Source organism: Polaromonas sp. P1_G4 (genome assembly GCF_056405475.1).
Genome location: NZ_JBFUCA010000930.1, coordinates 1 through 912 on the forward strand (window position 1 = coordinate 1; position 912 = coordinate 912).

Consider the following 912-nt stretch of genomic DNA (forward strand, 5'->3'; position numbering starts at 1 on the left):
ACATTATTCTTCAGGCCAAGGGACTGGGCATGCGCAAAACAGGCAACGTCTTGTTGATCGCACCCAAAGACGAACTTGCAGCCAAAGACAAGCTGGAACTGGAGTCAAAGAATGCGATTCAAAGTCTGGAAACGCTCCGGACCCAGGATTTCAAGCTTAACTATGCAAAGGCTGCAGACATTGCGGCAGGGCTGTTGGGCTCCGGCGCTGGCGCTACAAAGATACTGTCTGCGCGAGGTAGTGTGATATCGGAGGCGCGCACCAATCAATTGTTCGTTACCGACATACCATCGCGACTTGAACAGGTGCAGGCGCTGATAGCGAAATTAGACGTCGCAGTCCGTCAAGTGTTGATTGAAGCTCGTATCGTTGAAGCATCGGATTCCTTCGGTAAATCTCTGGGCGTGCGGTTAGGGGGTCGACCCTTCACCCAGGGTAATAACACCGCTTTTGGCGGGTCGTATAACGCGACGGTTGCAGGAACTACTGCAGGTGAATTCGTGAGCTTGCCTGGTGTAGGCCAAAACGGATTCAACGCAAGTACGTTTGCCATTTCTTTGTTCAATGCCGCAAAGACACGATTCCTTAATCTTGAGATTTCTGCATCTGAAGCAGATGGCAAGACGAAAATTGTTTCCAGTCCACGTGTCGTGACTGCTGATCAGGTGAAGGCTCTGATTGAACAGGGTACAGAGCTTCCCTATCAACAGGCGACTTCCAGTGGTGCCACCGCTATTGCCTTTCGAAAGGCAAACTTGAAGCTCGAAGTCACTCCGCAAATAACGCCGGAGGGGAACATCATCCTTCAAGTGGACGTGAACAAGGATAGCGTGGGACGTGAAACAGCGAACGGATTCGCGATTGATACCAAGCATATTCAAACGCAGGTACTGGTGGAAAATGGTGGAACCG

1 protein-coding gene is annotated in these 912 nt (G+C 51.0%); it reads left to right on the forward strand.

Annotated features, from left to right (window positions below):
* Positions 1 to 912: type IV pilus secretin PilQ (locus AC1D1X_RS24525; RefSeq protein ID WP_477699517.1), on the forward strand; the 912-nt coding region annotated here is incomplete at both ends.